At 65.0% G+C, this 25103-nt stretch carries 24 protein-coding genes; 11 read left to right on the forward strand and 13 right to left on the reverse strand.

All coding sequences use genetic code 11. From position 1 onward, the window contains the following. Nucleotides 1-32: 32 nt before the first annotated feature. On the reverse strand, nt 33-2318 hold the full coding sequence (locus LLW23_RS04860; RefSeq protein WP_228947648.1) for a CDC48 family AAA ATPase: 2286 nt from the start codon (nt 2316-2318) through the stop codon (nt 33-35). Between the two features lie 66 nt (nt 2319-2384). After that, nucleotides 2385-3977 carry a hypothetical protein gene (locus LLW23_RS04865; protein WP_228947649.1) on the reverse strand — a complete coding sequence of 531 codons (1593 nt, stop codon included), beginning with the start codon at nt 3975-3977 and terminating at the stop codon, nt 2385-2387. 2 nt (nt 3978-3979) lie between these two features. Here LLW23_RS04865 and LLW23_RS04870 point away from each other — a divergent pair, with 2 nt between their 5' ends. After that, a complete protein-coding gene (locus LLW23_RS04870; protein WP_228947650.1) occupies nt 3980-4984 on the forward strand; it encodes an STELLO glycosyltransferase family protein in 1005 nt (334 codons plus the stop codon). A gap of 218 nt (nt 4985-5202) precedes the next feature. Beyond that, nucleotides 5203-6093: a LysR substrate-binding domain-containing protein gene (locus LLW23_RS04875; protein ID WP_228947651.1), complete on the forward strand. Its 891-nt coding sequence runs from the start codon at nt 5203-5205 to the stop codon at nt 6091-6093. A gap of 243 nt (nt 6094-6336) precedes the next feature. Here the strand turns inward: LLW23_RS04875 and LLW23_RS04880 are convergent, their stop codons facing one another. After that, nucleotides 6337-6795 (reverse strand): peptidylprolyl isomerase, encoded by a 459-nt coding sequence (locus LLW23_RS04880; protein ID WP_228947652.1) that lies wholly within the window; start codon nt 6793-6795, stop codon nt 6337-6339. A 134-nt stretch (nt 6796-6929) separates the two neighbouring features. Here LLW23_RS04880 and mgtE point away from each other — a divergent pair, with 134 nt between their 5' ends. After that, nucleotides 6930-8345, forward strand: a complete 1416-nt coding sequence (mgtE, locus tag LLW23_RS04885; protein WP_228947653.1) for a magnesium transporter — start codon at nt 6930-6932, stop codon at nt 8343-8345. Nucleotides 8346-8368: 23 nt separating this feature from the next. Then, nucleotides 8369-8773 carry a DUF1489 family protein gene (locus LLW23_RS04890; protein ID WP_228947654.1) on the forward strand — a complete coding sequence of 135 codons (405 nt, stop codon included), beginning with the start codon at nt 8369-8371 and terminating at the stop codon, nt 8771-8773. Here LLW23_RS04890 and LLW23_RS04895 read toward each other — a convergent pair whose 3' ends face one another. The 7 genes from LLW23_RS04895 to LLW23_RS04925 form a co-directional block, all read right to left on the reverse strand. Next, complete coding sequence (locus LLW23_RS04895) at nt 8774-9664, reverse strand: hypothetical protein (RefSeq protein WP_228947655.1); 891 nt, start codon at nt 9662-9664, stop codon at nt 8774-8776. A 92-nt stretch (nt 9665-9756) separates the two neighbouring features. Next, nucleotides 9757-10431, reverse strand: coding sequence for a hypothetical protein (locus LLW23_RS04900; RefSeq protein WP_228947656.1), 675 nt, complete (start codon nt 10429-10431; stop codon nt 9757-9759). A gap of 93 nt (nt 10432-10524) precedes the next feature. Continuing rightward, a complete protein-coding gene (locus LLW23_RS04905; protein ID WP_228947657.1) occupies nt 10525-11214 on the reverse strand; it encodes a PilZ domain-containing protein in 690 nt (229 codons plus the stop codon). A 30-nt stretch (nt 11215-11244) separates the two neighbouring features. Continuing rightward, complete coding sequence (locus LLW23_RS04910) at nt 11245-11502, reverse strand: DUF6894 family protein (RefSeq protein ID WP_408642035.1); 258 nt, start codon at nt 11500-11502, stop codon at nt 11245-11247. 253 nt (nt 11503-11755) lie between these two features. Beyond that, on the reverse strand, nt 11756-12172 hold the full coding sequence (locus LLW23_RS04915; protein ID WP_228947659.1) for a response regulator: 417 nt from the start codon (nt 12170-12172) through the stop codon (nt 11756-11758). Further along, nucleotides 12169-12561 carry a response regulator gene (locus tag LLW23_RS04920; protein WP_408642016.1) on the reverse strand — a complete coding sequence of 131 codons (393 nt, stop codon included), beginning with the start codon at nt 12559-12561 and terminating at the stop codon, nt 12169-12171. Before LLW23_RS04920 ends, LLW23_RS04915 begins: the two co-directional genes overlap by 4 nt. A 151-nt stretch (nt 12562-12712) precedes the next feature. After that, the gene (locus LLW23_RS04925) at nt 12713-13111 is read right to left on the reverse strand and encodes a hypothetical protein (protein WP_228947661.1); all 399 of its coding nucleotides are present in this window, start codon (nt 13109-13111) and stop codon (nt 12713-12715) included. Between the two features lie 143 nt (nt 13112-13254). Between LLW23_RS04925 and uvrA the strand changes: the two genes are divergently transcribed. Beyond that, nucleotides 13255-16170, forward strand: coding sequence for an excinuclease ABC subunit UvrA (gene uvrA, locus LLW23_RS04930; protein ID WP_228947662.1), 2916 nt, complete (start codon nt 13255-13257; stop codon nt 16168-16170). Nucleotides 16171-16208: 38 nt separating this feature from the next. Here the strand turns inward: uvrA and LLW23_RS04935 are convergent, their stop codons facing one another. The 3 genes from LLW23_RS04935 to LLW23_RS04945 all read right to left on the reverse strand — a co-directional run bounded on the left by LLW23_RS04935 (nt 16209) and on the right by LLW23_RS04945 (nt 18233). Next, complete coding sequence (locus LLW23_RS04935) at nt 16209-17060, reverse strand: DUF6414 family protein (RefSeq protein ID WP_228947663.1); 852 nt, start codon at nt 17058-17060, stop codon at nt 16209-16211. 647 nt (nt 17061-17707) lie between these two features. Beyond that, nucleotides 17708-17983 (reverse strand): BrnA antitoxin family protein, encoded by a 276-nt coding sequence (locus LLW23_RS04940; RefSeq protein ID WP_228947664.1) that lies wholly within the window; start codon nt 17981-17983, stop codon nt 17708-17710. Further along, a complete protein-coding gene (locus LLW23_RS04945) occupies nt 17967-18233 on the reverse strand; it encodes a BrnT family toxin (protein ID WP_228947665.1) in 267 nt (88 codons plus the stop codon). The genes LLW23_RS04940 and LLW23_RS04945 overlap by 17 nt, the downstream gene beginning before the upstream one ends. Nucleotides 18234-18641: 408 nt before the next feature. On the opposite strand from LLW23_RS04945, the gene LLW23_RS04950 reads away from it, so the two are divergent. From LLW23_RS04950 to rplK, 6 genes are all read left to right on the forward strand, one after another. Beyond that, nucleotides 18642-18842, forward strand: coding sequence for a hypothetical protein (locus LLW23_RS04950; RefSeq protein ID WP_228947666.1), 201 nt, complete (start codon nt 18642-18644; stop codon nt 18840-18842). 236 nt (nt 18843-19078) lie between these two features. Then, nucleotides 19079-20281 carry a hypothetical protein gene (locus LLW23_RS04955; protein WP_228947667.1) on the forward strand — a complete coding sequence of 401 codons (1203 nt, stop codon included), beginning with the start codon at nt 19079-19081 and terminating at the stop codon, nt 20279-20281. Nucleotides 20282-20404: 123 nt separating this feature from the next. Further along, a complete protein-coding gene (locus tag LLW23_RS04960) occupies nt 20405-20617 on the forward strand; it encodes a cold-shock protein (protein ID WP_228948473.1) in 213 nt (70 codons plus the stop codon). 60 nt (nt 20618-20677) lie between these two features. Next, nucleotides 20678-20887 carry a hypothetical protein gene (locus LLW23_RS04965; protein ID WP_228947668.1) on the forward strand — a complete coding sequence of 70 codons (210 nt, stop codon included), beginning with the start codon at nt 20678-20680 and terminating at the stop codon, nt 20885-20887. Nucleotides 20888-20899: 12 nt separating this feature from the next. After that, nucleotides 20900-24520: a trifunctional transcriptional regulator/proline dehydrogenase/L-glutamate gamma-semialdehyde dehydrogenase gene (gene putA / locus LLW23_RS04970; RefSeq protein WP_228947669.1), complete on the forward strand. Its 3621-nt coding sequence runs from the start codon at nt 20900-20902 to the stop codon at nt 24518-24520. 150 nt (nt 24521-24670) lie between these two features. Then, the gene (gene rplK, locus LLW23_RS04975) at nt 24671-25102 is read left to right on the forward strand and encodes a 50S ribosomal protein L11 (RefSeq protein ID WP_228947670.1); all 432 of its coding nucleotides are present in this window, start codon (nt 24671-24673) and stop codon (nt 25100-25102) included. The last annotated feature ends 1 nt before the right edge of the window (nt 25103 follow it).

Genomic DNA, 25103 nt, shown 5'->3' on the forward strand with positions numbered 1-25103 from the left:
GACCCCGGCTCGAGGACGGGGTGACGTGTATCCTAATCCCGCCCCTTCTCCCGCGACCGCCCCGGCAGTGCAAACCCGATCGGCTGGATCGACGCCGCATCCTGCTTCAGGTGCGACGCGATCTGCTCGTAATCCCGCTCCATCTCCGGCGTCACGCTCGCGCGCGATTCCGCCAGCGCCGCGATGAAGTGCGATTGCCGCACCTCCTTCGTCTCCAGCGATTCGCGCAGCGCGACCATGCCCGCCCGCCGCACCACGTCTTCCAGATCCGCGCCGGTGAAGCGGTCGGTCCGCTCCGCCACCACGTCGAGATCGACATCGTCCGCCAGCGGCACCTTCTGCGTCTGGATCGCCAGGATGCGCCGGCGCCCGGCAGCATTGGGCACCTTGACGTAAATTAGCTCGTCGAACCGCCCCGGCCGCAGCAGCGCCGGATCGATCAGGTTCGGGCGATTGGTCGCGCCGATCACCACCACCGACTGCAATTCCTCCAGCCCGTCCATCTCGGCCAGGATCGTATTAACCACGCGCTCGGTCACTTGCGGCTCGCCCTGCCCGCCGCCACGCGCCGGCACCAGGCTGTCGAGTTCGTCGATGAAGATCACCGTCGGCGCCACTTGCCGCGCCCGCGAGAAAAGCCGCGCGATCTGTTGCTCACTCTCGCCATACCATTTGCTCAGCAGATCGCTCGATTTGGTGGCGATGAAGTTCGCGCCCGATTCACGCGCCACCGCCTTCGCCAGCAGCGTCTTGCCCGTGCCCGGCGGACCATAGAGCAGGAAGCCCTTCGCCGGCCGGATGCCGAGCCGCCGGAACGCATCGGGGTCCTTCAGCGGTAGTTCGACGCCTTCCTTTAGTCGCATCTGCGCATCGTCGAGCCCGCCGACATCCTCCCAGCGGACGGTCGGCGCCTGCACCATCACTTCGCGCATCGCGCTCGGCTGGACGCGCTTCAACGCCTCCATGAAATCCTCACGCGTCACCGCCAACGTATCGAGCACTTCGGGCGGCACGGTCCGCTCCTCCAAGTTCAGCAGCGGCATGATCCGCCGTACCGCCTCGATCGCCGCTTCGCGCGTCAGCGCCGCCAGATCCGCCCCGACGAAGCCGAACGTCGTGCGCGCCAGCTCGTCGAGATCGACGCGGTCACCCAGCGGCATGCCGCGCGTGTGAATCCCCATGATCTCGCGCCGCCCGCGCTCGTCGGGCACGCCGACCACGATCTCGCGATCGAACCGCCCCGGCCGCCGCAGCGCCTCGTCGATCGCCTCAGGGCGATTGGTCGCTGCGATCACCACGAGGTTTGCGCGTGACTCCAGCCCGTCCATCAGCGTCAGCAACTGCGCGACGAGCCGCTTCTCCGCCTCCCCCGAAACCTGCCCGCGCTTGGGTGCGATCGAATCGATCTCGTCGATGAATACGATCGACGGCGCACTCTTCGCCGCTTCCTCGAACACCTGCCGCAGCCGGCCCTCGCTCTCGCCATAGGCCGAACCCATGATCTCGGGGCCGTTGATCAGGAAGAATTGCGCGTCGCTCTCGTTTGCCACCGCGCGCGCCAGCCGCGTCTTGCCGGTGCCGGGCGGCCCGTGCAGCAGCACGCCCTTCGGCGGATCGACCCCCAGTCGCTGGAACAATTCGGGATAGCGCAGCGGCAGCTCGACCATCTCGCGCAGCTGGTCGATCGTCCCCGCCATGCCGCCGATATCGTCATACGTCACGTCGGCGCGCCGCGCCTCGTTCGGCTCCTCATATTCGGCGCGCAGCTCGATCTCGGTCGTCTCGTCGATATGGACAATCCCCTTTGGCGCCGCCGACACGACGACCAGCCGGATCTCCTGCAGCGCATAGGCCGGTGCGTTGACGAACTGCGCCATCCCCGGCGGCATGTTGGCGACGCGCTGGTGCCCGGCGGTCGCGATCACATCGCCCTGGCACAGCGGACGCCCAAGGAAGATGCGCTTGAGCGCCATCGTCGAGCCCTGCAACCGCATGTTCTGCGTCGCCGGCGCGAACACGACGCGCGTCGCCGGCTTCGATTCCGCCTTGCGCACCTCGACGAAATCGCCCGAGCCCACGCCTGCATTGGCGCGCTGCAAGCCATCGATCCGCACCAGCGCGAGGCCCTCGTCCTCAGAATATGGGCCGACAGCGCGCGCCGGCGTTGCCTTCTTGCCGACGATCTCGATCACCGCCCCGTCGCTAATCCCCAGCGATGCCATGAACGCCCGCGGCAAATGCGCAATTCCCCGCCCGCTATCCTCAGGCCGCGCATTGGCGACCTGCAATTTGGTCACCGGAGCCTCGCCGTCTGCCATGTGTTTTTCCCACCAATTTACCGCTTCGAAGCGCGTCAGATGGGGGCGCGGTTCCGGATTGCGAGATCAGTGAAAGGCGATCTCGGCCAGCCCGACGCCGAGCCAGCGTGGGTCGGGGCTGGCAGTGTCGAAATCGCGCGGACAGATCAGCGCATCGTTCTTCACCGTGATCGACAGCGCATCGCCGGTGCGCGGCGTCGTGAACGGCACGTCGATCAGCAGTCCACTTTGTGTCGGCGGGATCACGAAGGAAACCGACGCGCCGCCTGCCAGCGTGATCGATCCGCTGGTATTAACATGGTGGCCCACCAGCCTCGGCGCCCGAAGCCGAAAGCGGATCACGCCCTGCCGTGCCGGCGCGACGAGTTTCAAGGTGGCGAACCGCTCGGCCGACCAACGCCCCCAGGCTTCGAGGATATGCCAGCCCGTCTCCTTCATCGTATCGGTATGCGACGCATCGAGCCCCGCCGCCGCCGCCATTTCGGGCCGAAGCAAGCCGCCGGTGCGCAGCGTGTCGACGATGCGCATGAACCCGTCCGCCTGCGCCGGCTCTTTGAACATCGAGAATTTGAACGGATGCGACGCGATGACCTTCCGGTCGCGGAACTCCTCCAGCCGCCGTGCGCGGTGAAAGCCTTCGAAGTTCAAGTCGAGCGTGGCGGCGGTATGCACGCGGTCGCACACCGCGTGCAGGATCGTGGGCGCGATGATCTCGACGAACAGCCCCGCCGCACCGGCGACGCCCATATAATGCGCGAACCGGTCGAAGCGGCTGCGCGGAACGACATAGCAATCGGTGAAGTAGGCCGATGCCGCCAGCGGGATCGGCAGCTTGATGGTGCGCGCCTCATCCGCAATGCCTTGCCGCGATGCGGCTTCGGCAAGCGCCGCCGTCAACTCCTCCAGCGTCGCAAGCGTATGCTCGTTGATCCGCCGTTGCGTAGGATCGGCATGGTCGAGCGCCGCCGCCAGGCCGTCGAGCACGACAACCGAGGGCGAACCAGCGGCAGGATGCGCACGTGGTCCCGCTTCCTCGACGGTCGGCAGCGAGATCGTCACGCGTTCGGTGAACGTCGCCCCCGATCGGACAAAACCCGCCCGGATCTCGTCCGCGGTGGGCAGATAGCGCAGCAGGTTGTTCGGCTCGATGCCTGATCCGAACAACAGCGATTTGGGATGGAGCAACCGCGGGAGCAGCGCGAAATACCAGATCCACTCCCCCAGCCGATCTGGCGTCTTATACACCCACGGGATGAAACCGTCGTCGCGCCCGAGCGGCAGGAGATCGGTGAAGCTGGATTCATCGAACTGGGGGTTCAGCAGCACATCGTCGTGGACGAAAAGGAAATAATCGCAGTCGATCGTCGACAGCCGCGCGCGCGCATCGCTGATGTAGGCAGCGTGCGCATAAGACCCGCGATAGACCGTGATGACGTCCGGATCGTCCACTTCGGCGAACGGGATCAGAAACAACAATTCCGAAAAGCGCCCGGCATACACCCGCCGCAACAACGGGAGGTTTGCCGGATACGGATGGTTCATCATCACGCAGACGCACACCCGTGGCGGAGATGATCCGTCCTTGCGCTTGTCCGCCCTGATCTCTTCGCGCATCACCCGTCCGTTCTGCGCGTACGCGCCGCCTACCGGAGAATTCATCAATGTCGTCGCCTCGTTACGCGCTTGTCGTCACCACGATCAATCCTCCGAACGAAGCGCTGACGATGCTGGCCGACGGGGCTTCACGGCTCGACGCGCGCTTCTGGGTGATCGGCGACACGAAGAGCCCGGCCGATTTCGCGCTGCCCGGCGCCGATTACCTCGACGTGCCGACGCAGCAGGCGAGCGGCTTCGGCTTCGCCCGCGCCTGCCCGACGAAACATTATGCCCGCAAAAACATCGGCTATCTGCTCGCGATGCGCGACGGCGCCGACGTGATCGTCGAGACGGATGACGATAATCTCCCGCGCGACGGATTCTGGGCGCCACGCGAGCGCCACGTCGCCGCTCCGATGCTCAGCGGGCAAGGCTGGTGCAACGTCTATCGCCATTTCAGCGAAGCGTTGATCTGGCCGCGCGGCCTGCCGCTCGATCGCGTCCACGATCCGCTCGGGCCGCTTTCGCTCGCCGCCGACCCGCTCGATTGCCCGATCCAGCAGGGCTTGGCGGACGACAACCCTGACGTCGACGCCGTCTATCGCCTGCTCCTGCCGCTGCCGCAGAGCTTCGGCCCCGGCACGGTGATCCTTGATCGCGGCACATGGTGCCCGTTCAACAGCCAAAACACGACGACCTTCCGCCCCGCCTTCCCGCTCCTGTATCTTCCGGCGCACTGCTCGTTCCGCATGACCGACATTTGGCGCAGCTTCGTCGCGCAGCGCATCGCGTGGGCGAACGGCTGGCGCGTGATGTTCCATGGCTCCACCGTCTGGCAGGAGCGCAACGCACATGATCTGATGCGCGATTTTGCCGACGAGGTGCCCGGTTATCTTCACAATGATCGGATTCGTGCGACACTCGAGGATCTCGATATCACCGGCGGCGAGGCTGCGATGCCAGACGATCTGATGCGCTGCTATCGTGCCCTGATCGCGCTCGGGGTGGTCGGCGCGGAGGAGGAGGCGCTCGTAGCGGCATGGAACGAAGATTTGGCGCGGCTCGCCTAGCATTCGAAGGACAAAAAAAGGGCCAGCCCGAAGGCCAGCCCATGAAAGTTTTTAGGAGAGGATGCCTGAAAGGCCTGCCCTATGTGCGTCGACTCGGCTTATTGTGCAAGTGCGAAGAAAAGCATTACGCATGCAAAAAACGCATCTGTAACGGGTGGGCTTGCTCGAACTGCATGCCGTCCGCATGATGCACTGCACCATCAACGGATCGAGTAGCCATGCGCCGCCTGCCGCCCCTCACCGCGATCGAGGCGTTCGTCGCCGTCGCGCGGCTTGGCTCGGTGAAGCTCGCCGCACAGGAACTCGCGCTGTCCGCCCCCGCACTCAGCCGTCGCGTGCAGACGCTCGAACGCTTCCTCGGCCGCCCGCTGTTCGATCGCCGCCACCAGGCGATGGTCCCCAACGGCGATGGCGAGCGGCTGCTGGCGCAGATCGCGCCGGTGCTCGATCAATTGTCCGACGCGGTCGAATTGATGACCAGTGCGGTCGAGGTGGTGCGGCTGCGGCTCGGCGTGCTGCCGCTGTTCGCCTCGCAGCGGCTGTTCCCGCGGCTGGCCGAGCTGCGCCAGCGCCACCCCGAGCTTCACCTCGACATCGACACCGCCGGCCATGGCGTCGCGCGGCTCGGTGAGGGGCTCGATGCGGTCATCGCGCTCGCGCGGGACATCGATCCGGCGCTTTATGCGCGCCGGCTCGATCGCAACATGGTCTATGTCATTGGCAGCCGCTCGCTGATAGAGCGCCCCGATCCGGTCGTCCGCCCGCAACAGCTCGCCGCGCTCACCGCGCTCGTCCACCGCGACATGACCGACACGTTCGTCGCCTGGCGCACCGCCGCCGGGCTCGACGATATCGAGCCGATGGCGGTCGACCATTTCGATTCGGGCGCACTGATGCTCGAAGCCGCCGCGCAAGGCCTCGGCGTCGCCTTCATGCACGAAAGCCACTTCGCCGACGCCGCCGATCCGCGGCTCGTGCGGCTGTTCGATATCGAGGTCGTCAGCCCCTACAGCTACTGGTTCGTCTGCCGCCCCCGCGCGCTGCAACTGAAACAGGTCCGCATCTTCCGCGACTGGCTGATCGAGACGCTGGGGTCGGAGGCGGGGTAGGCCCGCGCTCCCCCCACATCCGTTCGTGTCGAGTAGGGTTCGAGCGCAGTCGAGAACCCGTATCGAGACACAAGTCCCTCGATACGCCATCTCGACAAGCTCGACGGCTACTCGGGACGAACGGTGAAAGGGTCCCACCCAAACCTCGTCACCCCGGCCTTGAGCCGGGGTCCCGCTTCTTCTCCACGATGGCGCAAGAAAGCGGGACCCCGGCTCAAGTCCGGGGTGACGCAAATTGGTGGATCAGGAAACCCGCGCCGAAACGATCTTCCCCGGCTCGCGCGGCGGCTCGCCCTTGGGCAGTGCGTCGATCAACTCCATGCCCTCGGTCACTTCGCCCCAAACGGTATATTGCCCGTCAAGGAAGCGCGCGTCGTCGAAGCAGATGAAGAACTGCGAATTGGCGCTGTTGGGATCGTTCGTCCGCGCCATCGAGCACACGCCGCGCACATGCGGCTCCTTCGAGAACTCCTGCTTCAAATTCGGCTTGGTCGAGCCGCCAGTGCCGTCGCCGCGGCCGCCGTCGCCGCCCTGCGCCATGAAGCCGGGGATCACGCGGTGGAACGGCACGCCATTGTAGAAGCCCTCGTTCGCCAGCTCGGCGATCCGCGCGACATGGTCGGGCGCCAGGTCCGGGCGCAGCTTGATCGTCACGTCGCCGCTGTCCAGCGTCAGCACCAGCGTTGAATAAGTATCGGCCATCAAAGCCTCCTTCGGGGTAATCGGTAAAGCCGGCGCCCTACCCCCGCCCCTCCGCGAAGGCAAATCCCCGCGGTTGGCACGCGCCCCGCACCAAGCTAGGAGCCGGCCGATGCACTAGCCGGAGGAGGCGAGCGATGAGCGAGACCGAACTCCATCCCGGCGACCGCGCCAGCGAAGGCGACGACGATCGGCAGCTCGACGCCGACGATCGGCTCCGTCCCGAGTTCGTCGCCGCGGTGCTCGATGCGGTGCAGGACGGCGACACCGAGGAAGCACACCGCCTCGTCGAGCCGCTCCACCCGGCGGACATCGCCGATCTGTTCGAGCTGATCCCCGACGATTGCCGCGCGGCGCTCGCGTCCGCCGTCGCCGATCTGCTGGACGGCGACGTCTTCGCCGAGATGAACGATTTCGTCCGCGAACGGCTGATCGACGCGCTCGACGCGCGCCAGGTCGCCGACATCGCGTCCGAGATGGACACCGATGACGCGGTCGCGATCATCGAGGATCTCGACGCCGAGGATCAGCGCGAAGTGCTCCGCGCGATGGAGCCCGACGATCGCGCCGCGATCGAGGAAGCGCTCAGCTTCCCCGAGGAATCCGCCGGCCGCTTGATGCAGCGCGAGCTGATCGCGGTGCCCGAGCATTGGACGGTCGGCGACACGCTCGATTTCCTCCGCGCCGACGATGCGCTGACGACCGATTTCTGGGAAATCTTCGTCGTCGATCCCGCGCACAAGCCGGTCGGCACCTGCGCGCTCTCGTGGATCCTGCGCACCCCGCGGTCGATCGCGATCGCCGACGTGATGCAGCGCGAACAAACGCTGATCCCGGTCGATATGGACCAGGAGGAAGTCGCGCTGCGCTTCCAGAAATACGCGCTGATCTCCGCCGCGGTGGTCGATGCCTCCGGCCGGCTCGTCGGCATGATCACCGTCGACGATATCGTCCACATCATCCAGGAAGAGGCGGGCGAGGATGCGCTGCTGCTCTCGGGCGCGGGCGAAGGCGACATCAACGAGCCCGTGCTCGACAGCTATAAGGCGCGCGTCCGCTGGCTGATCGCGAACCTGTTCACCGCGCTGCTCGCCTCGTTCATCATCTCGCGCTTCGAAGATACGATCCAGCGCATGGTCGCGCTCGCCACGCTGATGCCGATCGTCGCCGGCGTCGGCGGCAATGCCGGCACGCAGACGCTCGCCGTCACCGTGCGCGCGATGGCGACCAACCAGCTGACGCAATCGAACACCGCGCGCGCGATCCTGCGCGAAATCCGCGTCGCCTTCCTCAACGGCGCGACGATCGCGGTGGTGATCGGCACTGGCGTCGCGGTGATCTTCGGCAATCCGATGCTGGGCGGCGTGATCGCGGCGGCGATGATGACCAACATCGTGCTCGCCGGGCTTGCCGGCGTGCTGGTGCCGGTGGTGCTGGAACGGCTGAATGCCGATCCCGCGGTCGCCTCGTCGGTATTCGTCACGATGATCACCGATTCGATCGGCTTCCTCGCCTTCCTCGGCCTCGCCACCGCCTCTGGCCTCACCGGCTGAGCGACCCCACATCCGGCATCCCCATGCCGCTCCACATCACCAAAGTCGCCTTCGGCCACACCGCCGTCGAACACCTCGCCGATCGCCTGCGCGAACGCGGGCAGGAAGGCCCGCTCTTCCTCACCACGCGCTACCTGCCCAAGCGCCACGAAGAGATCGCCGGCCAGGGCTCGCTGTTCTGGATCATCAAGCACCAGCTCGTCGCGCGCTCCCCGATCCTGTCGTTCGGCGAGGCCGAAGCCGGCCGCGTCGCGATCCACATCGATCCGGTGCTCCGCCTCGTCGCCGCTCGCCCGAAGCGCGCGCACCAGGGCTGGCGCTACCTCGAAGCCGCCGACGCGCCCGCCGATCTCGGCGGCGACGCCAGCGGCATAGGTGAGTTGCCCCCCGCGCTCATCGGCAAGCTCGCGGAACTGGGGCTGGTGTAGCTAGAACCGCCGGCTGTCGTCGCCGATCAGATCGCACGACCCGCGGAAACCATAGTTGGAGAAGCCCTGCACCGTGATCCGCCCGCTGCGCCGATCGATCACGACACGCGGCTTGTTCAGCCCATTGAGCCGGTAGCTCGCCGTAATCATGTCGCGGCCGCTGTTCACGTCGGTCAGATCCCACCACCCGCTGTTCCCACGCGAATTGATCGGCGGCACGAGCGACTTAGGCAGCCGGATGCGCCCGCCACCGGCCCACAGCTGCACCATCAGCGACGCATCGAAGCCCTCGCGGCGGTTCTCGGTGTACGTATCATAGTCATAGCGATCACGGTCCGAATCCCACCGCCAGCGCGTGCCGGTCCCGATCCCGTCGCGGCTGCCGTCGCCGAAGCAGATCAGCCCCAGCTCGACCGGCCGGCCGTCGATCACCGGCGGCCGGCTGGGCAGCGTCGTGGGCCGATCGCCGGGGCGATAGACCGGCCGGTTCTCGCCGGGATAGTTCGGCAGCGTCGTCGGCCGCTCGTCCGGGCGGTAGACCGGGCGGTTCTCCCCGGGACGGTTCGGCAGCGTCGTCGGCCGGCCCGCCGCCTGGCGACAGTCCGGCGCCGGTGACGGCGTGATCGAGGCATAGCGGCCGTCCATCGTCGCGATCGTCACGCACTGCCGCCGCGCATCGCTCCACCAGAAGGTATAGCTGCGGTCGTCGCTTGGCTGGCCACCGGTGTTGCGATAGCCGCGGCGTTGCAGCTCGCCCTCGGCCTGCCCGGCGCGCGCGCCGACCATATCCTCCAGACCGGTCGATTGCGCCTGCGCCTGAGCCGCCGCCGGTACGCCTGCTACGAAAAACGCGCCTACGGCGGCAATAGTCGACACTGCAAAGGACCGCACGGAACGTCTCCCGATGATCAGCAACGCCGAACAAACCAACCAAACATAGATTAGTGCCACAAGTTATTTCACAATGTTGGCGCACCAACCGCTTAGTTGACGATCAACACTCCCAGCACCGCCGCCACGCTCGCCGCCGCCAGGAACGCGCGCCCGGCATTTACCGCCCCGCGCGCCAGCCCCTGTTGCAGATTGCGCGCGAACCAGATCGTCTCGGCCCCCAGATACGCCGCCACCGCGCCCAGCGCCAAGGCTACCCCAATCAGCTGCGCCGGCACGTCGCGCAGATGCAGCAGCGACACGCCGATCCCCAGCGCCAGCGCGAAGGGCGCGCAGGCATAGCATTGCGCGTAGAAGGGCGCACGCAACCCATCACGCGTCACCTTGGCGCCGCTCGCACGCAGGAACCGCACCGCCATCATCAGCGGGAACAGCGAGAACAGCACCAGCCGCAGCACCAGAAGCGTCGTGTCGTCGGTCACGAACCCTGCCAGCCCGGTATTCTTCCGGATGATCGGATTCACCCCGCCGCCCAGCACCCGATCGAGCGCCTGCGTCAGTAGTAATGACAGGACAAGGAACGTCGGCGGATTGAGCGTGTCGGTGAATTGCTCGTCGGCCTGATCGCCCAGCTCTTGATCCGAATAGCGCATCATGTCGAGCGGCCGCACCACCGTGCGCCACAGCGTGATCGGATAGAAAACCAACCAGCTCATGATTTCATAAAGCAGCTCGCCCAGCGAGTTGAGCCACTTCATGAAGTCCATGCCGCACCATGCGATATCGGCGGTGGCAGTGCAACGGGCGGAAAACGCCGGCGTTTTGCTGCGCCGTACTAGGCAATAACTGTAAACGCGCGCCTACAGCGCCTTCGCCGATCCCAGATCGCTCACCGTCAGCACCTTCTCGAACTCCACGCCGGCCTGCCCGTCGAGCGACCAGCGGACCAGCCCGTGGCATTCCAGCTGCGGCGTCACGCGCACGTTGATCGTCATCCCGGCGCGCAGCCGGCCGTCGTGGACGATCTTGGCGCCGCGCTGCGAGATATCGCGCAGCCGCACGATCTGCATCCCCAGCTCGGTCGTGATCACCACCTTCTTGTCGATCGCCAGACGCAGCTGCCGCGCCCCCGGCGCGCGCTGTTCTTCCTTCAGCCGCGACAGCAGCGCCACGCTGTCGATCGGCGTGGTGAGCTTCAGCCCGCACTGGTCGAGCGTGCGCCACACGACCGTACCGGTCAGCGAGCAGGCCTCGGAAAGGTCCACCGTCACCTCGTCCCCGATCGACACCTCGAGCCCGGTCGACAGCATCAGGCCGTGGTCGGAGATGTTCACGACCCGCGCGAACCCCTGATCGCCGCGGGCATGCGCGCGCGCGACACGATAGACCATCCGCAGCCGCGCGCCGTTGCGCCGGTCTGGGTGATCATCCTCGATCTCGACGGCGGCCTCGAGCGCTTGCTCGAAGTTGAAGAATTCGTAGCCCAGGGCACCATCTCCGTTCCGCCGACCGCGCAATACGCAATTAGCGTATGTTAGCTTGATCTGCATCAACGGTAAATTGTTTTCCGATGGCAGCCGTCACGCCAGCGCGGAGATCTGCACCGAGGGAGCCTTCGCGCCGGGCGACTCGAATCCGAACAGCACCAGCTCGAACAGCGGCGTTCCGTCCGATCCCGTCACCTTCATCGTCCACCCCCCGGCACCCCAGAACGCGTCCGAATCCTCCTCGCAGATGATCCGCCCGGCCATCTCAAGCGCTTCGCATTTCGCAACGCGGATGTCCGGCAGGTCGAAACCGTCGGCGTCATGTTCGCCATTCACGTGGAAGTGATACATCGGCACGGGCGTTCTCGCTATCGGACGGAAGTGTCGGCTGGTGCTCGGTCGGATGACCTTCAAGAACAGCCGGCAACATCATCGCAATAGGCGATCGGGACAAAGCCTCGCATTAACCAATGTCACATTCCGCAATACAAAATTGTTACGCTTGTAATAACCATAATGACGAGTGACCCGCGCACGTCAGCCGCTATATTTGCATCGACTTCGGCAAGGCGTGCTCCGGCGACCGTCCTGATAGCGCCCCAGATCAGGCAGCGGTCGCCCGGTCGCGCGTCGCGCGCAGCTGCTTGACATAATCGATCACGGCTTGCGGCTCGTACGGCCTGGCAAGGTTCGGCCCGCTTTCGCACAGTTCCGCCGCAGTATCGGCAACCGCCTCGACCGTGCTGGCAAGCCGCACTTCAAGTTCCGGCCGGTTGGCCCGCACCCAGCTCGACAGTTCCTGCGCCGATTGTTCGCCGACCGCGGCGACATCGCACAAGATCACGTCGATCCCCAGCGATGGTTCGGGCAGCGCCTTCATCGCTTCGTCCGTGCTGGCGGCTTCCACCACGGCATAGCCGCAGTGCCGCAGATAATCGGCGATCGCGTGGCGCGTGATCACGTCGCCATCGACGATCAGGATCGAGGGCGCGATGCGGCGGTCGGGGGTTGGTGCGCTCATGATATCTTCTTCATTTCGGATTCGACCATCGCGAGCGCTTGTTCCACCCTGAACGGCTTGCCGAGAAACTGCGACGCCCCCGCATCCAGCGCAACCTGCGATTCCAGATGGCCCGATGAAATGATCACCGGCACCTCGGCATGATACTTCCGGACGAACGCGAGCAACGCCAGTCCATCGGTCGATCCCGGCATGCGAACGTCGCTCAGCACCAGATCGATCGCAACACCCGCTCTCAGCAGCTCAAGTGCTTCGTCGCCATTGGCGGCTTCCACCACGTCATAGCCAGCATCGCGCAACACTTCGCTCACGACCATGCGGATCAACATCTCGTCTTCCACGACGAGAAGTCGCAGCGGTCGCTCGACTACCGTGTCCACGACCGGCATCTCTTCGGCTTCCACTTCATGACACGCACGTCACAACGGAAAGGTATACCCCAAGCAGTCTTTCCATTGCCGGCTATTGAATCGATGTCACTGCCGCCGCACTAAAGCAAGTTAGTTCGCCCGCAAACGCGACGGGCCGTTCCGCACGCAGTCATGCCACGGGCTCAGCGCCCTTCCCCGGCACCGAAGCGCCCGGCTCGATCCCGAGCAGCACCCACCGCCGCGCCTCGTCGTACGTCGCGGTAAAGCGCGTGAACGGCTGGTCGAAGATCCGACGCACCTGCAGCCGCACGAGCATCGTGCCGGTGACGACCGCCAGGGCGCGGGCGTTCTTCATCCCGGCCAGATGCGCGCCCATCGTCGCGATCATGTCCTGCGCCTGCACCGGGCAACGCGATACGTCGATGATCAGGCCGTAGCTTGCCAGCCGCGCCTCGGTGATTTGGCGGATCAGATCCCCGACCAGCGCATCCGCCTCGGCGACGCTGAGCATCCCCTCCATTTCAATCTTCACCAGCGCATGGCTGCGGTCGACGATGATCTTGTACATGGCGCCCCCCTCGGCCCGGCGTTAGCGGCGGAGCCTTGCCAAGTCGTTGATCGCTGCCGGCGCCCGTCCCACTCGCATCCTCCCGCCCCAATTCCTACATCCCACGCTGGCCCTTCGACCGGAACGGAAGTAGAACTCCCGACATGCTGACTCACATTTCCGTCCGCGGCGCGCGCGAGCACAATCTCAAGGACGTGAGCATCGATATCCCGCGGGATACGCTCACCGTGATCACCGGGCTGTCGGGCTCGGGCAAGTCCAGCCTCGCGTTCGACACCATCTATGCCGAGGGCCAGCGGCGCTACGTCGAGTCGCTATCGGCCTATGCGCGCCAGTTCCTTGAGCTGATGCAGAAGCCCGATGTCGATCACATCGAGGGCCTCAGCCCCGCCATCTCGATCGAGCAGAAGACCACCAGCCGCAACCCGCGCTCGACCGTCGCGACCGTCACCGAGATCTACGATTACATGCGGCTGCTGTGGGCGCGCGTCGGCGTGCCCTATTCCCCCGCGACCGGCCTGCCGATCTCGGCGCAGACGGTGTCGCAGATGGTCGATCGCGTCATGGCGCTGCCCGAGGGGACGCGGCTGTACCTGCTCGCCCCCGTCGTGCGCGGCCGCAAGGGCGAATATCGCAAGGAGCTGGCGGAGTGGCAGAAGGCCGGCTTCACCCGCGTCCGCATTGATGGCGAGCTGCACGAGATCGACGAGGCCCCCGCGCTCGACAAGAAGTACAAGCACGACATCGAAGTGGTCGTCGATCGCCTCGCGGTGAACCCCGACATCGCCACGCGGCTGGCCGACAGTTTCGAAACGGCGCTGAAGCTCGCGGACGGGCTGGCGTATGTCGATCTGGCCGAGGGCGTCGTCCCCGGCCGCGAGGAGGAGGCGGCGTCGGGCGGCGCGATGAAGAACGCCGGCATCCCCGCCAACCGCATCGTCTTTTCCGAGAAGTTCGCCTGCCCCGTCAGCGGCTTCACCATCGCCGAGATCGAACCGCGCCTCTTCTCCTTCAACGCACCCCAAGGCGCCTGCCCCGCCTGCGACGGGCTCGGCGAAAAGCTGATCTTCGACGAAGACCTCGTCGTCCCCAACCACGCGCTCACGATCAAGAAGGGCGCCGTCGTCCCCTGGGCCAAGAGCAACCCGCCCTCGCCTTATTACATGCAGGTGCTCGGCTCCCTCGCGCGCGAGTTCGGGTTCAGCCTCGACACGCCCTGGGCCGATCTGCCCGGCGAGGTGCAGCTGGTCATCCTCCACGGCAGCGGCGGCAAGCCCGTCACGCTCACCTTCGTCGACGGCAAGAAGTCGTACGACGTGAAAAAGCCGTTCGAAGGCGTCATCGGCAACCTAAACCGCCGCATGCTCCAGACCGAATCCGCATGGATGAAGGAAGAACTCGGCAAATACCAAAGCTCGCAGCCCTGCGAAGTCTGCCACGGTGCCCGCCTCAAGCCCGAGGCGCTCGCGGTGAAGATCGCGATGCAGGACATCAGCCACGCGACGCATCTGTCGGTGGTCGACGCGCTCGCCTTCTTCACCGCGATGCCCGATCACCTCAACGATCAGCAGCGCGCCATCGCCGAGCGCATCCTCAAGGAAATCGTCGAGCGCCTCGGCTTCCTCAACAACGTCGGCCTGGATTACCTCAATCTCGATCGCACCAGCGGCACGCTATCGGGCGGCGAGAGCCAGCGCATCCGCCTCGCCAGCCAGATCGGCAGCGGCCTCTCGGGCGTCCTCTACGTCCTCGACGAGCCGTCGATCGGCCTCCACCAACGCGACAACGACATGCTGCTGAAAACGCTGCGCCGCCTGCGCGATCTCGGCAACACCGTGCTCGTCGTCGAGCATGACGAGGATGCCATCCGCACCGCCGATTACGTCATCGACATGGGGCCGGGCGCGGGCGTTCACGGCGGCCAGATCGTCGCGCACGGCACGCTCAAGCAAATCCTGAAAGCCAAGGGCTCGGTCACCGCGGATTATCTCAACGGCACGCGCGAAGTCCCCGTCCCCGCCAAACGCCGCAAGGGCTCGGGCAAGAAGCTCACCGTCCACAACGCCACCGCCAACAACCTGACGGGCGTCACCGCGAGCGTGCCCCTCGGCACCTTCACCTGCATCACCGGCGTCTCGGGCTCGGGCAAGTCGAGCTTCACGATCGACACGCTCTACGCCGCCGCCGCACGCGAGCTCAACGGCGCACGCATCCTCGCCGGCAAGCACGACAAGATCACCGGCCTCCAGCATCTCGACAAGGTGATCGACATCGATCAGTCGCCGATCGGCCGCACCCCGCGCTCGAACCCGGCGACGTACACCGGCGCCTTCACGCAGATCCGCGATTGGTTCGCCGGCCTCCCCGAAAGCCTCGCGCGCGGCTACAAGCCCGGCCGCTTCTCGTTCAACGTCAAGGGCGGCCGGTGCGAGGCGTGCCAGGGCGATGGCCTGCTCAAGATCGAGATGCACTTCCTCCCCGACGTCTACGTCATCTGCGACGTCTGCCACGGCGCGCGCTACAACCGAGAAACGCTCGAGGTGAAGTTCAAGGGCCTCAGCATCGCCGACGTGCTCGACATGACGGTCGAGGACGCCGCGGAATTCTTCAAGGCCGTGCCGCCGATCCGCGACAAGATGGCGATGCTGGTCGAGGTCGGGCTCGGCTACGTCAAGGTCGGCCAGCAAGCGACGACGCTGTCGGGCGGCGAGGCACAACGCGTGAAGCTCGCCAAGGAACTCGCCCGCCGCGCGACGGGCAGCACGCTCTACATCCTCGACGAGCCGACCACCGGGCTGCATTTCGAGGACGTGCGCAAATTGCTCGAAGTGCTCCACGCGCTGGTCGAGCAAGGCAACACCGTGGTGGTGATCGAGCACAACCTCGACGTGATCAAGACCGCCGACTGGGTGATCGACCTGGGGCCGGAGGGCGGCGTGAAGGGCGGCGAGATCGTCGCCGAGGGCGTGCCCGAAGTGGTGGCGCAGGAACCGCGGAGCTTCACCGGCAAGTATCTCGCGCCGCTGCTGGGCAAGCGCGAGGCGGTGGCGGCGGAGTAGATGTAGATTTACACCTCGCCAAAGACGTCATTAGCTCTTTAAAGAGTTGTGTATATTGCAATCGGATCAAGCATCGTTTCATTAGCAGAGGGAGCCGCAAATACTTGTTCCAAGGTCCGCAAATGAAGAGTTAGCGCACGCATCGCTTCCTTTATTCCGTCAGCGTCTTTTACGTCGGGTATTGCGCTCTCATTGTTTTCAGATCCGCTTTGCGTAACCACGCCGAGCATTGAAAACTCACGCTGAGTATATCGAGAGTACTTATGAAGTATCATTTCTTCGCTGTCCCTTAAAAATTCTCTTTTTAAAGGAGCGGAAAAGCTTTTGTCTTCAAAGTTTATATTGGCTTCGATCAATCCATTATATCCAAACCTGAGAAGCTTAGTTGCGTTGTCCATGAATTTCTTTTCGAATTGCATGCCAGCTTCACCAGCGCGCTTCTTTACTTCACTATCAGATAGATTTTTCAAGTTCGGACCTAATATTCCTCCTGGCATATTTGTGACACGCCAAAAGGCCTCGCCAATCTCATTAAAGTTCTCAAGAAGCTTTGTAGTTGAAGCAAAATCGTTGATCCGAAGCCTTCCCGTTACAAGAACAAAACTTTTACTTGCATCCTCTGCGTCGAAGCTACCGCCGTATATTTTAGCTAGTTTTTCATTGAGGACATGTTCTTCAAATAACGAGTAAGCATGATCCTCCAAAAATCTCAGCTCTGACGATGATTTTTCTTTCGCAAAGATATCGGCTATTAGTCGACCGCTTGCGAACTCGCCCTTCTGGCTATCCGAAGTCTCGGTGCGCTCTTCGTTCACAAGAAGAACTTGCTCCGGCACACCTTTAAATATTTGAGATGAGATTGATCTTAGTTTTTGCGAATCCAAGTACATAAAGTTTCTTATCAATCCTGCCTCCTATTCTCGATAAAGTCCTTATAGTACCTGGACCGCGTCCTCATCGCGGACCAAGCGGCTGAAATCACACCGAAGATCGCCAAGATGTTCGCGAACGTCGGCAGCCAATTTGCAATCTCTGATAGCCAAGATGAGGTCATGGAAGCGCCCTACGCCCCGCTGGGGTACCTATCACCGCAACCAAGCCCAATAGGAAAGATACGACGCATAAAAATCCTGTAGATCTCAGTAGCGCATCTTTGTTCAGGTTTTCCTGAACGGAAATAGTTGAAAACAGAAGAAGACCGTACATCACTATAAATAGTATTGATAGTCCATTGTGAACTGTCTTCCACGCTGTATCGCGACGCACTGAATTACTGATATCATTTATGCTTACGCAGTGTATCACTAAGCCAAATGAAACTAAGTCAGACACAGACCAAGGGTCTACGCCTTTATCCGCAATTTTCCACACGAACAACCGAGCAAAGACGGGTATTAGGCCCAACAAGCAGGTGTTTACGAGCCAACTTGCCACCCTCTCCATGATGTCTGCGATCCTTGTTAAGGTAGCTACAGGCCGGTGGATACGTAAAAGCGAAGCTTGGTATTCCGCAAACGGTGTTTCGTGTCGATCACAATCACCCCAACCCTACCGCCTTCCGCAGCGCCTCGTTCATCCGCGCCTGCCACCCCGGCCCGCCCTCGCGAAACTTCTCGATCACGTCGGGATCGAGCCGCAGCGTCACCTGGCGCTTCGCCGCGTCGCGCAGCGGCGGGCGGCCGCGCACCACGCCGTTCGGGCCGAGATAGCCCGTCGCCGGGCGCACGACCTTCCCGCCGACGCGCAACTCCGCGACTTCGGCCAGTTCCGCCGTCAGTTCCGGCGCGTCGTCGGGATCAATCCAGTCCGACATGCTCGATCTCCCATTGATGCATCCGCCGCATCGATATCACCCGCACACCTTCTTCGCGCTCGGTCCACACGACCGCCACCGCCTCGTCCGATAGCCAGCCGTAGGTGATGTACCGCGTCTCGCCATAGTCGATCCGGTCATCGACGGCGGTGACGCTGCGTCCTTCGAACACGGCCGCCGCGTCGGCGAAATCCAAGCCGAGCTCGCGCAACGTTTTGTCCCGCTTGTCCGGATCGAACGCAATGTGCATTCGGGCTTTATGTAACTACGGATTGTCGCGGATCAATGACCCCACACCATTTCGGCGCGATCTCTGCCCCTGCCTTCGTCATCCCCGCGCAGGCGGAGATCCATAGTCGCCGGATCTGCCATCACAGGCGACAGCGCCTCTGGATTCCCGCCTGCGCGGGAATGACGGGGGTTTGGTGAGACGAGTGCCGCTCACTACGCCCGCGCCGCGGCAAAGCCGCCCTTCGACTGCCTGCCAAGGCAGGCGCTCAGGACAAGCTATGTCGGACGGCGCTTGTAGCGCCGCCGGCCGAGCGTGCGCTGGATGCGCTCGTGCGTAGCTGCGCTACGCCCTCGCAGCGCACGCTGTCCTACAACCCCCGCCTTCGTATAAATAACCGTCCCGCCCAAACAGCGCAGGACGAAGCCGATGCCGCCCACGATCACCCACGGCCCCATCACCGACACGCAAGCCGAAGCCGTCCGCCACTGGCAATGGCTCCTCGACGCCCGCCTGATCGGCACCCGCCCCGACACCCCGCCCGACATCGCAACCAACCGCGCCGCCACCGACGCGCTGTTCCGAACGATCGCGCGCGATCGGCGGCGGCTGGAGCGGCAAGCCACCTGACCAGCCACCCCCTCCCCGTCACCCCGGCCTTGAGCCGGGGTCCCGCTTCTTCTTCGTCAACCGTGCAGGAAACAGCGGGACCCCGGATCAAGTCCGGGGTGACAGGATGACAGGAACCACCCCCAACCGTTCGTGTCGAGCGCAGTCGAGACACCCGGCGCACCATTCGAGCCAATGTCCCTCGACTGCGCTCGGGACGAACGGATCAGTCGAACAATCACAAGGGAGCCCAGGCCATGATCCCCCGAGAAACCCTCTTCGATCCCACCCCGGCGCTCCCCCCGCCCCCACCTCCATCGACGGCGCTCCCCCACGAAACCTTCCGCCCCGAGCCGTCCGAAGACGAAGAACCCTTCGTCTCGCGCCGCCAGGATGGCTGGTCCGCAACCAACCAGCGCGGCTTCCTCGAAGCGCTCGCCGAGGGGCACGGCGTCGAATTCGCCTGTCGCCGCGTCGGCCTGTCCACCGCCTCGGCCTATGCCTTCCGCCGCACCGCGAAGGGTTCCGCCTTCGCGCTCGGCTGGCGCGCCGCGTCGCTCATCGCGCGCGATTCGATCGCCGAAACGCTGCTCGTCCGCGCATTGGAAGGCCAGGTCGATACCTATATCCGCGCCGATGGCACGCAGGTCACCCGCCACCGGCACGACAATCGCCTCGCCATGTCGCTGCTCGCGCGGCTCGATCGCCAGGTCGAATCCGCGCCCGATCCCGATGTGAAGGCCGCGCGGCTCGTCGCGCAGGAATTCGACGCCTATCTCGATCTCGTCACGCGCGATGAAGGCCCCGCCCGCGCCGGGCTGTTCCTAGCGCGCCGCTCGACTGGCCTCACCGACGACACCGAGAACGCCGCCGATCTCGCCCCGATCTACGCGCTCGCCGCCGCCGATCGCCTCGTGCGAACCGGCGTCGCCACTGCCGGCGAGGTGCCGGTCGACGATCTCGATCCCACCCGGCGCGCCGAATGGACCGCCGAGCAATGGTCGCGCGCCGAGGCCGCCGGCCTGCTCCGCCTCGCGGTGCCCCAACCCGAACCCGATCCAGAGCCCGAAGCCGAAACCCAGCCAGAGCCTCAACTTCCTCAACATTCGCGCAGCTCGGGCTCGCCCTTCGGTGACGCGATCGCCGATCCCGAGGATCCCGATGCGCCGCCGCTCGTCTGGTGGGATGCCGCGGATGGCCAATGGCGCACCCGCTTTCCCCCGCCCGACGATTTTGAGTACGACGAGGATCGCGACGATGATGGCGAACCCGGCGAAGAAGGCTATTGGCGCACGCTGACGCAGGACGAGGAAGCCGCGATCGGCTTGCCGCCGCGCTGCGAAAGCCAGTCGTTCGACGCGCTTGAGGCACGGCGCGAGGGGTTTTTCGAGGATATCTACGCCCGCGGCGGCATCCCCGCGCGATCCGGCTCGCTTTTTTCGGAAGGCGCGCCTATATAGGCCTCGCTACGTCGCAAATCGAACGGTCTTTGGCGCTTTTGCGGCACCTTCTTCCTTCTTTCCCTGCTGCCGCGGCATAGGTGGTCCACGTTGGATCGCCTGCCCAACAAGAAGGAATATCCCATGGCCCAAGTAGGCACCGTAAAGTTCTTCAACGCCGACAAGGGTTTTGGCTTCATCGCGCCGGACAACGGCGGCACCGACGCCTTCGTGCACATCAGTGCCGTTGAGCGCGCCGGCTTTGCCACGCTGAACCAGAACCAGCGCGTCAGCTACGAGCTCGAGAACGACAAGCGCGGCCGCACGAGTGCGGTTTCGCTCGAAGCGGCAGAATAATGCCCTTGCGCGGGCCGGCGATGTCGCCGGCCCGCGTTTCTCTCGTAAAGGATTTTGCCCATGGCCGATGATGCAACCATGTACCGCGCCCGCGCCGCAGCCGAGACCGCCAATGCCAATGGCGCGACCTTGGATAATGTGCGCGAACGGTCCGAGCGTGCTGCCAAGGCCTGGGAAACGATGGCTGACCGCGCCGAGCGCGTCGCCACGCAGCGCCACGAGCGCGAAGCCGCCACCGCCGCGGTGCGCGATGCCGAGAACAACGCCTGAAGTTAGAGTGCGATGACGTCCGTACTGCCGCCGCTTTTCGCCGATTTCGCTCCCCCGATCCGACCTGCCACCCCGCTGCGCGCCGCAATCACCGCCGCCGCCCGCCGCCCCGAGCCCGAATGCCTCGCCCCGCTGCTCGATGAAGCGACGCTTCCCGATGCGATGAAGGCGCAGGCGCTGGCTACCGCGACGACGTTGATCACCGCGCTGCGGGCGAAGCACAAGGGCACCGGCGTCGAAGGCCTGGTGCAGGAATATGCCCTCTCCAGCCAGGAGGGCGTTGCGTTGATGTGCCTGGCCGAGGCCCTCCTCCGCATCCCCGACGCCGCCACCCGCGATGCGCTGATCCGCGACAAGATCGCCGGCGGCGACTGGCGCGCACACATGGGCGACGGCCGCTCCTTGTTCGTCAACGCCGCCACCTGGGGCCTCGTCGTCACCGGCAAGCTGACCAACAGCGTCAACGACCGCGGTCTGGGCGCCGCACTGACGCGATTGCTGGCCAGAGCCGGCGAACCGGTCATCCGCCGCGGTGTCGACATGGCGATGCGGATGATGGGCGAACAGTTCGTCACCGGCGAAACCATCGACGAAGCCCTGAAGCGCGCCAAACCCTTGGAAGCCCGCGGTTTCGGCTACAGCTACGACATGCTCGGCGAAGCAGCGACGACGGCAGCGGACGCCGATCGCTACTACCGCGACTACGAAAATGCGGTGCATGCGATCGGCAAGGCTTCGGCGGGCCGAGGGATCTACGCCGGCCCCGGCATCTCGATAAAATTGTCGGCCCTCCACCCCCGCTACAGCCGCCCGCAAGCCACCCGAGTGATGGCCGAATTGCTCCCGAAAGTCCGCCAACTTGCGCTGGTCGCAAAGGGCTACGACATCGGTTTCAACATCGACGCCGAGGAAGCCGACCGCCTAGAATTGTCGCTCGACCTCCTCGAAAGCCTGGCGCTCGATCCTGAACTGGCAAACTGGAACGGCCTAGGTTTCGTCGTCCAGGGCTACGGCAAACGCTGCCCAATGGTGATCGACTGGCTCGTCGACCTAGCCCGCCGAGCCAACCGCCGCATCATGGTTCGCCTGGTAAAAGGCGCCTATTGGGACGCCGAGATCAAGCGCGCCCAAGTCGACGGGCAATCCGATTTCCCCGTCTACACCCGAAAAATCCACACCGACGTCGCATATCTGGCCAGCGCCCGCCGCCTGCTAGCCCACCGCGACGCCGTTTTCCCCCAATTCGCCACCCATAATGCCCAGACGCTCGCCACGGTGCATGCGATGGCCGGCCCCGAATTCACCCTCGGCGACTACGAATTCCAATGCCTCCACGGCATGGGCGAACCACTTTACGACGAGGTCGTCGGCGCCGACAAACTGAACCGCCCCTGCCGCATCTACGCCCCCGTCGGCACACACGAGACATTGCTGGCGTACTTGGTGCGCCGCTTGCTCGAAAACGGCGCCAACTCCTCGTTCGTCAACCGCATCGCCGAACCCGAAGTATCGGTTGCCGATCTCGTCGCCGACCCAGTCGCGATCGTCCGCGCCGCCGACGTGCCCGGCCAGAAGCACGCCGCCATCGCCCTCCCCGCCGATCTGTACCAGGGCCGCCGCAACTCCGCCGGCCTCGATCTCGCCGACGAGCGCGTTCTTGCGTCGCTCGGCGAGACGATGCGTGCCGGCGCACACGCCCAATGGCTCGCCGCACCCGCCGGCGGCGCAGGCACCGGCCGCCTCGTCCTGAACCCCGCCGATCACCGCGACACCGTCGGCACCGTCGTTGAAGTCTCACCCGAGCAAGCCGCCGCCGCCGCCCGCACAGCCGCCGCCGCTGCTCCTTCTTGGGCCGCAGTCCCGCCCGCCGAACGCGCCGTGATCCTCGACCGCGCCGCCGGTGCGATGCAGGCCCGCCTGCCCGATCTGCTCGGCCTCATCGTCCGCGAAGCTGGTAAGTCGATCCCCAACGCAATCGGCGAAGTCCGCGAAGCGATCGACTTCCTGCGCTACTACGCCGATCAGGCTCGCCGCACCCTCGGTCCTGCGCACCGACCGCTCGGCGTGGTCACGTGCATCAGCCCGTGGAATTTCCCGCTTGCGATCTTCACCGGACAAGTCGCCGCCGCGCTCGTCGCCGGCAACGCGGTGCTCGCCAAGCCCGCCGAGGAAACTCCGCTGATCGCCGCGCAGGCAGTGGCAATCTTGCACGAAGCCGGCGTCCCAGCCGATGTGCTCCAGCTCATTCCCGGCGACGGCCCGATCGGCGCCGCGCTGGTCGCCGCGTCCGAAACCGCCGCGGTCATGTTCACTGGCTCGACTGACGTCGCCCGCCTCATCCAGCGCGAACTCGCCGCCCGCGTCTCCGCCACCGGCGGCCCTATCCCACTGATCGCCGAGACCGGTGGTCAGAATGCGATGATCGTCGATTCCTCCGCGCTCGCCGAGCAGGTGGTCGCCGACGTCATCGCTTCTGCCTTCGACAGCGCCGGCCAGCGCTGTTCGGCACTACGCATCCTGTGTCTGCAGGAAGAAGTCGCCGACCGCATCCTCGCGATGCTTCGCGGCGCGCTCCACGAACTCCGCCTAGGCCGCACCGATCGGCTTGCGGTCGATATCGGGCCGGTCATCTCCGCAGAAGCGCGCTGCAGCATTGGGCGCCACGTCGCCGCGATGCGCACCCGCGGCCACAAGGTTGAGACGCTGCCGCTACCGGAAGAGGCGTCTCACGGCACCTTCGTGGCGCCAACGATCATCGAACTCAACGATATCGCAGAACTTGAGCGCGAGGTGTTCGGCCCCGTCCTCCACGTCGTCCGCTTCAAGCGCAGCGGCCTCGACCAGTTGATCGATCACATCAACGCCACCGGCTACGGCCTCACCTTCGGCCTCCACACCCGCCTCGACGAAACGATCGCGCACGTCACCGCGCGCGTGAAGGCGGGGAACCTCTACATCAACCGCAACGTCATCGGCGCCGTCGTCGGCGTGCAGCCGTTCGGCGGACGCGGCCTCTCCGGCACGGGCCCCAAGGCAGGCGGCCCGCTGTATCTGGGCCGCTTGGTGCGAGGCGCGGTGGCAGCACCCGCGGTCACCTCCACGCTCGCCGATCCCGCCGCACGCGACCTCGCGCTGTGGCTCGACGCGCAAGGTGACGCAGCTGGTGCCACGCTCGTGCGCGACGTGGCGAGCGCCTCGCCGCTCGGCGCCGAAGCCGAGCTCGACGGGCCAGTCGGCGAACGCAATCTCTACGCGCTCCATCCGCGCGGCCGCATCCTGCTTCTGCCCGAGACACCCGCCGGCATGATCGCCCAACTCGCCGCTGGCCTCGCCTCCGGCAACGATCTCGTGGCAGACACCGCCGCGCGGATCGACCTTCCCCCCGCCGTTGCCGCCCGCGTTCAGTGGAGCAGCGACTGGACCACAACCGGTCCCTACGCCGGCGCGCTGATCGAAGGCGGAGACGACCGCGTGCGCGACCTGCACCACCGCATCGCCGCACTCGACGGCCCGATCGTGCTCGTCCAGACAAGCGGCGACGGCTACCGCCTCGAATGGCTGGTCGAGGAAGTATCCACCTCGATCAACACCACTGCAGCCGGCGGCAACGCTAGCCTGATGGCGATGACGTGACTTGCCCCACGTTCGCATGAGACGAACGGACAGGGACTAGCAATCCGCTCCCAACCCCGCTATGCGCGCGCCCTTCCAGAAACATCGCTGGAACGCTTGCGGGAGGGCGCCTCGTGCGTCCGCCAACACCGCTAAACTGAAGAGAGTGACATGGCGAAAAAGATTACCGGTTATATCAAGCTGCAGGTGCCAGCCGGCGCTGCCAACCCGTCGCCGCCGATCGGCCCGGCGCTGGGTCAGCGCGGCGTCAACATCATGGAATTCTGCAAGACCTTCAACGCGCAGACCGCGGACATGGAGAAGGGCTCGCCCCTCCCCACCGTGATCACCGTCTACGCCGACCGTTCGTTCAGCTTCGTGACGAAGACGCCGCCGGCGACCTTCCTCATCAAGAAGGCGCTTGGCCTCAAGGCTGGCTCGAAGGAGCCGGGCAAGGTCAGCGCGGGCAAGATCACGCGATCGCAGCTGAGCGAAGTCGCGCAGGCTAAGATGAAGGACTTGAACGCGAACGACATCGAAGCCGCGACGAAGATCATCGAAGGCAGCGCGCGGGCCATGGGCCTCGAAGTGGTGGAGGGCTGAA

This window comes from Sphingomonas radiodurans, from assembly GCF_020866845.1.
Classification (GTDB): Bacteria; Pseudomonadota; Alphaproteobacteria; order Sphingomonadales; family Sphingomonadaceae; genus Sphingomonas; species Sphingomonas radiodurans.

Bases quoted from the DNA above. Each gene is read 5' to 3' on its own strand.
- LLW23_RS04945 (WP_228947665.1), bottom strand. From the start codon at position 18,233: ATGCACATTGCGTTCGATCCGGACAAGCGGGACAAAACGTTGCGCGAG.
- LLW23_RS04870 (WP_228947650.1), top strand. From the start codon at position 3,980: ATGTCGTCGCCTCGTTACGCGCTTGTCGTCACCACGATCAATCCTCCG.
- LLW23_RS04875 (WP_228947651.1), top strand. From the start codon at position 5,203: ATGCGCCGCCTGCCGCCCCTCACCGCGATCGAGGCGTTCGTCGCCGTC.
- LLW23_RS04915 (WP_228947659.1), bottom strand. From the start codon at position 12,172: ATGAGCGCACCAACCCCCGACCGCCGCATCGCGCCCTCGATCCTGATC.
- LLW23_RS04880 (WP_228947652.1), bottom strand. From the start codon at position 6,795: ATGGCCGATACTTATTCAACGCTGGTGCTGACGCTGGACAGCGGCGAC.
- LLW23_RS04860 (WP_228947648.1), bottom strand. From the start codon at position 2,318: ATGGCAGACGGCGAGGCTCCGGTGACCAAATTGCAGGTCGCCAATGCG.
- LLW23_RS04900 (WP_228947656.1), bottom strand. From the start codon at position 10,431: ATGGACTTCATGAAGTGGCTCAACTCGCTGGGCGAGCTGCTTTATGAA.
- LLW23_RS04890 (WP_228947654.1), top strand. From the start codon at position 8,369: ATGCCGCTCCACATCACCAAAGTCGCCTTCGGCCACACCGCCGTCGAA.
- LLW23_RS04910 (WP_408642035.1), bottom strand. From the start codon at position 11,502: ATGTATCACTTCCACGTGAATGGCGAACATGACGCCGACGGTTTCGAC.
- mgtE (WP_228947653.1), top strand. From the start codon at position 6,930: ATGAGCGAGACCGAACTCCATCCCGGCGACCGCGCCAGCGAAGGCGAC.
- LLW23_RS04920 (WP_408642016.1), bottom strand. From the start codon at position 12,561: ATGCCGGTCGTGGACACGGTAGTCGAGCGACCGCTGCGACTTCTCGTC.
- LLW23_RS04935 (WP_228947663.1), bottom strand. From the start codon at position 17,060: ATGTACTTGGATTCGCAAAAACTAAGATCAATCTCATCTCAAATATTT.
- LLW23_RS04905 (WP_228947657.1), bottom strand. From the start codon at position 11,214: ATGCAGATCAAGCTAACATACGCTAATTGCGTATTGCGCGGTCGGCGG.
- putA (WP_228947669.1), top strand. From the start codon at position 20,900: ATGACGTCCGTACTGCCGCCGCTTTTCGCCGATTTCGCTCCCCCGATC.
- LLW23_RS04925 (WP_228947661.1), bottom strand. From the start codon at position 13,111: ATGTACAAGATCATCGTCGACCGCAGCCATGCGCTGGTGAAGATTGAA.
- LLW23_RS04940 (WP_228947664.1), bottom strand. From the start codon at position 17,983: ATGTCGGACTGGATTGATCCCGACGACGCGCCGGAACTGACGGCGGAA.
- LLW23_RS04955 (WP_228947667.1), top strand. From the start codon at position 19,079: ATGATCCCCCGAGAAACCCTCTTCGATCCCACCCCGGCGCTCCCCCCG.
- rplK (WP_228947670.1), top strand. From the start codon at position 24,671: ATGGCGAAAAAGATTACCGGTTATATCAAGCTGCAGGTGCCAGCCGGC.
- LLW23_RS04865 (WP_228947649.1), bottom strand. From the start codon at position 3,977: ATGAATTCTCCGGTAGGCGGCGCGTACGCGCAGAACGGACGGGTGATG.
- LLW23_RS04950 (WP_228947666.1), top strand. From the start codon at position 18,642: ATGCCGCCCACGATCACCCACGGCCCCATCACCGACACGCAAGCCGAA.
- LLW23_RS04960 (WP_228948473.1), top strand. From the start codon at position 20,405: ATGGCCCAAGTAGGCACCGTAAAGTTCTTCAACGCCGACAAGGGTTTT.
- uvrA (WP_228947662.1), top strand. From the start codon at position 13,255: ATGCTGACTCACATTTCCGTCCGCGGCGCGCGCGAGCACAATCTCAAG.
- LLW23_RS04965 (WP_228947668.1), top strand. From the start codon at position 20,678: ATGGCCGATGATGCAACCATGTACCGCGCCCGCGCCGCAGCCGAGACC.